Consider the following 6410-nt stretch of genomic DNA (forward strand, 5'->3'; position numbering starts at 1 on the left):
GCCGGCTCGCCGAAGTTCAACGAGTCCTACGCGGACGTGAAGTTCTCCGACGTGACCCCGGGCGACAGCGCGAACCACTCTCAGGCTGTCCTGTGGGCCGCTTCGAACGGCATCGCCAAGGGCTACTCCGGCACGGTGAACAAGTTCGCCGGCTACAGCACCCTGGTCCGCCAGGACGCCGCCGCGTTCCTCGCCCGCACCCTGCAGGCCAACCTCATCAAGTGAAACTGAAGCTAGCCTATAGCTAGCAGCCGTCTTCACAATCCCAAGGCCTCCGAACCCATTGCATGGATTCGGAGGCCTTCGCGTATCCGTATCCGCGTCGGGAAGTATTAAGTCCACGGCATAGGCCTTCGCCGGGCGACTCGTCCAAGCAACCGTCGCGACTCCGCAACGCGACATTCGATGTCACGCAGGCGGAGAAAACAAGACAAGGGCCGAAACCTATCCCAAGAAGGTTTAGGTTCCGGCCCTGTCTTGTTGGACCTGTTCGTTCAGCCTAGGCCTAGCGAGTCAGATCGCTCACTTGGCGATGTAGCCTGCCTGCGTCGAGGGTGCGGGCGAGGAAGGCGGCGGCGTCCTGACGGACCACGATGTTCAGGCCACCGAAGCGGTTCACGGAACCGGAGTAGCCCTTCGCGATGCCGTAGTGAGCAGCCCACAGCACAGCCTCGGAGTGGTTCGCGCTGTCACCAGCGGTCACGTCCGCGAACTTCACGTCCGCGTAGGACTCGTTGTACTTCTCGCCGGAGGCGCGGTACAGGAAGGCGACGGCGTCCTGACGGGCAATCGGCGCGTACGGGGCGAACGTGCCGTCCGCGTAACCCTTGGTGATGCCCTCGGAGGCGGCCCAGGCGATCGCGTCACGGAACTCCTGGTTCGGGACCGTGGTCGCATTCACATCGGAGAAGCTGGACTGGGCGTCGACCTTCGGGCTGCCGGCCGCACGGTAAATCCACACGATGAAGTCCACACGGGCCACCGGAGCGCCATAACCGAACGTGCCATCCGCATAACCCTTCACGATACCCTTCGAAGTCAGGGCGGTGACCTCGTCGGCATGCGTGTTAGAGTCGTCGTAGTTCACGTCCGGGTACTGGGTGTTGGCGACGAGCTTGCCGGCGAACTCCTGGTTGAAGGTGTCGGCCTTCTCGGCGGACAGACGGTTCGCGACCGCGTCGTAGACATCCTTGATGTTGGCGTTCTTGGCGAGCTTGAGCTCGGCGATCAGCTCCTTGACGACCTTGTCGCGGGTCGTGTTGAACTGCTTCCAAGAGGCCTCGTTATAGCCTGCCGGGCGGGTCAGCTTGAAGTCGAACGTCGCGGTGCCCGGAGCGGCGGTGTCGCCCTGCTTGAACCACTTCTTGCTGGAAGCCTGGTAGTAGACCTTGGCCGGGGCGCCGGTGTTCTTCAGCGGCTGGCCATCCTTGACATCGGTCACATAACCACGAGCGAGGTTGTACAGCAGACCATTCACGCCGTACTTGGAGTCGGCGGTCCACTGAGCCACGTAACGGGTGTTGTGAATCTTAGTAGTGTAGGACGGGTCAGCGAAGTTGACGGTCCAGTCCAGCGGGAGCACAGAGCCCTGGTTGGACTTCCACTCCTTGAGCGTGTAACCGGCGCGGGTGATGGACGGCAGCTGCTCGCCGACCGTCTTGCCCTCATAGATCTTCACGGTCTGAATCTGGGAACCCGGGTAGTTCGGATCAAGCTCAATCGTCACATACATGGCGGCGGCATCGTAGCCAGCGTAGATGTTCACGACGGCAGGACCAGACTCAGTGGTCTCGGTCGAGAAGTCATACGGGGTTGCATCGGCTTGCTCCCAAGCGGAAACAGGCACATTCTCAGTGGAAATCAGCTGGGCCGTGAAGAAGTTCTTGTTCTTGTAAGTCGTGACAGGGGTGCTGTCGGCATTCAAGTCGTACCAGCCCTTGAACGTAGCGTTGTGACGGGTCGGTGCGTCCGGCGCATCCTTGGCGAACGTCTCCTTGAAGGAGCTACCGCGCTTGACGAAGTAGCTACGAGCAACGGTGTCGTCGCTGGCGGACTGGCTCTGCTCGTGCAGCGCATACTGGGTGGACTTCTCGCCGTTGAGGACCTTCAGAGTCGCGGCGTTCGAGGTGGCATCCAGGGCGGTGGTGCCGAACACGAAGTCCTCGGACTTGGAGCCGGTGCCATAGGTGACACTCCATGCGGTGGCGAGGTTGTGGTCAGAGCCGAGGGTGACGGCCTGGAACTCATTGGAGGTCAGGGTGTCGCCGCGCTTGACGTCGAACTTCTTCTCGGAGGTCTGCACGCCATCCTTGAACAGGGCGTACGTGCCGGTATCGAAGGTGACGACCGTGCCCGGCTCGGTCACCGGAGTCGCGGACTGGCCACCCTGCAGGGAAGCGATTGCTGCGCTCCACTGAGCGCCATCAAAGTAACGTCCATCCTGCACATCCGCAGTAGGGGCTTCCCAGGCGGCGACCTGATCGCCATCCTGCAAGCGCACAGACCAACCAGTAGAGGTGGACTGGATTACGTTAGACGCGCCATCAGCACCGTTAGTGTTAGCGGCCGAGCCATACTGCTTGGTATCGTACTGGACCAGACCCTTGGTGTTGAGGTACACGGCCTCTTCCGACTCGTCGGAGTAGACGGCGTCGGTGGACCAGTGGGCGTACAAAGTGGTGCCATCCTGCAGCGGCTCGTTCGGGTCCACGGCCTGACCGCCGGCGTCCGGGCTGGTGTACCAGCCGGAGAAGTAGCGGTTAACGGTGCCGTTAGCGCCCCACTTGAGGCGGGCATCGGTGCCATAGGCGTTGTAGAGATCCTCAAAAACACCGTCGTAGTACTTCCAACCGGTGGAATCGGTCTTCTCGGTATCGGACACAGTGATGCTGTCCTTGCCGTCGATCTTGCCTCCGTTGGCGTTCAGCGTGATGGTCACACCGTCATAGCCCGGAGTCGGCGCGGCGTTGGCCGTGCTGGCGGCGACGCCCATGGTCGCGATCATCGCGACGGAGGCGAGGCCCGCGAGCGGCGCGCGCCAAACCTTAGTGTTTCCAGTCATGTTCTGGAACCTTTCTTCTAGGGACACGGGCAACGGTCGCGGGCGGGGTCTCGAGGAGACCGGCGTTCGCAGATTCCGGGGACGGACGTGTACGTGCGTCTGGGCGCGGGGTCGATTCCCCGTGAGCGATGTGGCGATTCTGGAGATGCCGCGCACCGATTCCTGTGTGTCGTTCGAGCGGACTACGGCCGTGGGCCAATCGTTTACGTTCGATTCGAAGTGTCGGGCGTTTGAGTTCTCCGGATTGCTGTCCCCAATTCCAAGGCGCGGCGGAGTACGTCGATTGGTTCAACTCGACCCGTTCCACGTTCGACGGGGACGCTACACTGGCCTGACGAGCGAGAATACAACCCGGCCGTAGCGCGCGAGACGCTGCTGAACTTGGTGGCCTACCGACTACTCGCTGGCCGCCCGCCCTGGTGAGCGTGTTCAACGGCCGTATGGAGCTGGTGACCTTTGGTGGTCTGGCGCGATAGGCCCACGAACCGTGACAATTGCCTGTGGGGCGGGACTCGGCAGCGCATCGATGCCACAATGCCTTCGATTCCCGTCGCGAGCGTCCGTGTCTTGGATGTAAGCGGCTATCGAGATGACTGCGATGGCCCCGTATCGTCGGCTCCGAACGGGGCATCACCGGTGGACTCGGACCGTCCGGTCAGCTGCGAATGTCCACGTGGGACGGCTCGTGCGTGTTCGGGACCGTCAGCGTCTCGCGCGAGAACCCGCCGGGATCAGTCGCCGGCAGACCATCAGCGTCTTTGTCCACCGCGCGATCTCCCTTCAGGATCACGGTCTTGCGCTGTGCTCTCTCATCTCCTGCCCACACGGCTTTACGGCGCGCCCGCGGTGAATCAGCGGGAGTACAGGTTCTCGGCGTCCATGAGCAGGGTCCCGGCGGCCTTGCATTTGTCCTGCGTGGCCTGACTGACTGGTTTCTTGGTGAACAGGGCGTAACGGTGGTCCGTGTAGCCGCGTACGAGGCCGGTACGGGCGCGCAGCGCGTCGAGGGTCTGGGTCTCGTTGAGCGTGTTGCGCCATTTGCATTCGCCCAGCAGGATGCTGCGGGTCTCGGGATCGGCCGCGATCACGTCGATGTCGGTCTGTTCGCGGGCCCTGGGGTCGGTGCCCCACCATTTGCCGAACCGGGTGGCCAGGAACGGCAGGAGTCCCCGCCCGTTGGCGCGGGTGAGCCATTGCAGGCAAACCGATTCGAACCGTTGGCCCAGATAGGTGGCGAACGCGGGCGATGCCGTGACGCGGTCGGCCACGGCCCGGCCGGTCTCGGTGCTGCGTTCGATGGCGTCCGTGTTGCGGCCCACGAAACGGAACCAGTACGCGAAGAACGGGTCGTCGACCAGGTACATGCCCTTGCGTGACTTGGCCGGGTCGTCGCCGAACGGCACCTGCTTGCGCACCAGGTTCAGGCCCTCGAGCGTGCGCAGGTAGCCGCCCACCGCGTTGGTCTCCACGCCCGCGTGCTCCGCGATGGACTTCGGGGTGGCCGAGCCCGAGGCGATCGCCTGCAGCACGGAATAGTACTGGCCGGGCTCTCGCAGCTCCTGGCGCAGGAGCATCATCGGCTCCTCGTACAGCAGGCCGAGCTTGTCGTACATGAGCGCGCGCACGTTGTCCTCGTACGTGGCGGACGAGTCGAGCAGCGCGAGGTAGTACGGGGTGCCGCCGAACGTGGCGTAGTAGCGGACCAGGTCCTCCGGGGACGCGGCGGGCAGGAACCGGGCCGCGTCCAGGTAGTCGAACGGCTGCAAATGGATCTGCGCGGTCCGCCGCCCGTACAGGGGGCTCTTCGAGCCCAGGACCCGGCTTTCCATGAACCCCTCGTTGCTGCCCGACAAGATCATCGTCGCACATGTGTCCTTGAACCCGTGGTCGATCGCGATCTGCAGGACCGACGGCAGGGACGGCTCGCTCATGGCCGCGTACGGGAACTCGTCGAACACCAGCACCCACGGTTCGCGCGGATTGCGTCTGGCCTGTTCGGCCACGAACGAGAACGCGGCCTGCCACGAGGAGAACGCGGGCATGCCCTCCGGCATGCCGAAGAACCGGTACGCGGCGTCGGAGAAGCCCCGCAGGTTCAGCAGGGAGCTCTGCTGCAACGCGGTGAAGTACAGGGTCTTCCGGTCGCGGGTGAACTCGTCGATCAGGGACGTCTTGCCCACACGGCGACGCCCGTAGACCACCACCATGTCGAACCGGTCGCGCGCGTACAGGTCGCGCAACGTCTCCAGCTCGTGCTCCCTGCCCACGAATCCGACCATGCCGCCTCCAAAATAACATAATCATGAATACGATAACCATGATTATCTTAACTGATTCAATATCCCGCGCGGCGCCGCCTTCCGACTTATCGGACATGTCCGATAAAAAGTCCGATAAGTCGGAAGGCGGTGGCGAATGCCCCCGGATGAGTTGCAATCACGCCTGCCCCAGGGCGAGAGCGTGTCGCAGGAGTTCAAGCGTTGCGGCGCGCTGCCGGAGGCGGACGTGTTCGAGACGGTGTGCTCGTCCGCGAACCGGCAGGGCGGCAGCATCTTCCTGGGCGTGAACCCGAAGCTGGTGCGGGACATCGAACGCAACATCGCGAACGTGATGCGCCCCTCGAACAGGGCGCGTCACCTTGGATGATTTCAACCCGATGCCCACGAACCCGATCATCGCAGGCTTCTTCACGCAGATCGGCCGGGCGGGCGAACTCGGCAGCGGCACCCGCAACCTGTATAAATACTCAATGCTCTATTCCGGCCGGGAGCCCGTGCTGGAGGACGGGGACGTGTTCCGCGCGTTCGCGCCCGTGCCGGACGGCCCTGCGTCATCTTGCACGACTTGTCCGGGAGGGCAGGTTGGTCGCGGAGGGCGTCAACCGCGGTCGCCGCTACCGGCTGACGGAACCCGGCACACGCTGAAAACACTCCCGTCGCCGCCGGCGCGGCCACGGTTCCAAACCGGGATTTCCGGCCGTGGTCTCCCAGGCCGCGGCCCGGAAGACCACGGCCGGTGACGTAAACGGTCCGAAACAACAGAAGAAGGGTTCGGAACCCATTGGACTGGGTTCCGAACCCTTCTCGCGTATCCGACTGTTACCTGATCATGTCAGGTTTCAGTCTTACTTGATGAGGTTGGCCTGCAGGGTGCGGGCGAGGAACGCGGCGGCGTCCTGGCGGACCAGGGTGCTGTAGCCGGCGAACTTGTTCACCGTGCCGGAGTAGCCCTTGGCGATGCCGTTCGAAGCGGCCCACAGGACAGCCTGAGAGTGGTTCGCGCTGTCGCCCGGGGTCACGTCGGAGAACTTCACGTCCGCGTAGGACTCGTTGAACTTCGGCGAGCCGGC

At 63.5% G+C, this 6410-nt stretch carries 5 protein-coding genes; 2 read left to right on the forward strand and 3 right to left on the reverse strand.

Annotation, left to right across the window (positions count from 1 at the left end):
* Positions 1–225, forward strand: a 225-nt coding sequence (locus DF196_RS13505; RefSeq protein WP_158276331.1) for a hypothetical protein, incomplete at its 5' end; no start/stop codon positions are given.
* Positions 226–505: 280 nt separating this feature from the next.
* Here the strand turns inward: DF196_RS13505 and DF196_RS12920 are convergent.
* A complete protein-coding gene (locus tag DF196_RS12920; RefSeq protein WP_109058208.1) occupies positions 506–3061 on the reverse strand; it encodes an S-layer homology domain-containing protein in 2556 nt (851 codons plus the stop codon).
* Between the two features lie 851 nt (positions 3062–3912).
* Positions 3913–5340 carry an ATP-binding protein gene (locus tag DF196_RS12925; RefSeq protein WP_109058209.1) on the reverse strand — a complete coding sequence of 476 codons (1428 nt, stop codon included), beginning with the start codon at positions 5338–5340 and terminating at the stop codon, positions 3913–3915.
* Between the two features lie 136 nt (positions 5341–5476).
* Here DF196_RS12925 and DF196_RS14005 point away from each other — a divergent pair, with 136 nt between their 5' ends.
* Positions 5477–5707: an AlbA family DNA-binding domain-containing protein gene (locus DF196_RS14005; RefSeq protein ID WP_241519726.1), complete on the forward strand. Its 231-nt coding sequence runs from the start codon at positions 5477–5479 to the stop codon at positions 5705–5707.
* A 478-nt stretch (positions 5708–6185) separates the two neighbouring features.
* On the opposite strand, the gene DF196_RS13510 is transcribed toward DF196_RS14005, so the two are convergent.
* Positions 6186–6410 (reverse strand): hypothetical protein (locus DF196_RS13510; RefSeq protein ID WP_158276331.1); only part of this gene is annotated, 225 nt, incomplete at its 5' end.

The organism is Bifidobacterium callitrichidarum (genome assembly GCF_003129905.1).
GTDB classification, from domain to species: Bacteria; Actinomycetota; Actinomycetes; order Actinomycetales; family Bifidobacteriaceae; genus Bifidobacterium; species Bifidobacterium callitrichidarum.

Excerpts from the sequence above, each read along its gene's own strand:
- DF196_RS12925 (WP_109058209.1), bottom strand. The coding sequence starts at position 5,340 with ATGGTCGGATTCGTGGGCAGGGAGCACGAGCTGGAGACGTTGCGCGAC.
- DF196_RS14005 (WP_241519726.1), top strand. The coding sequence starts at position 5,477 with ATGCCCCCGGATGAGTTGCAATCACGCCTGCCCCAGGGCGAGAGCGTG.
- DF196_RS12920 (WP_109058208.1), bottom strand. The coding sequence starts at position 3,061 with ATGACTGGAAACACTAAGGTTTGGCGCGCGCCGCTCGCGGGCCTCGCC.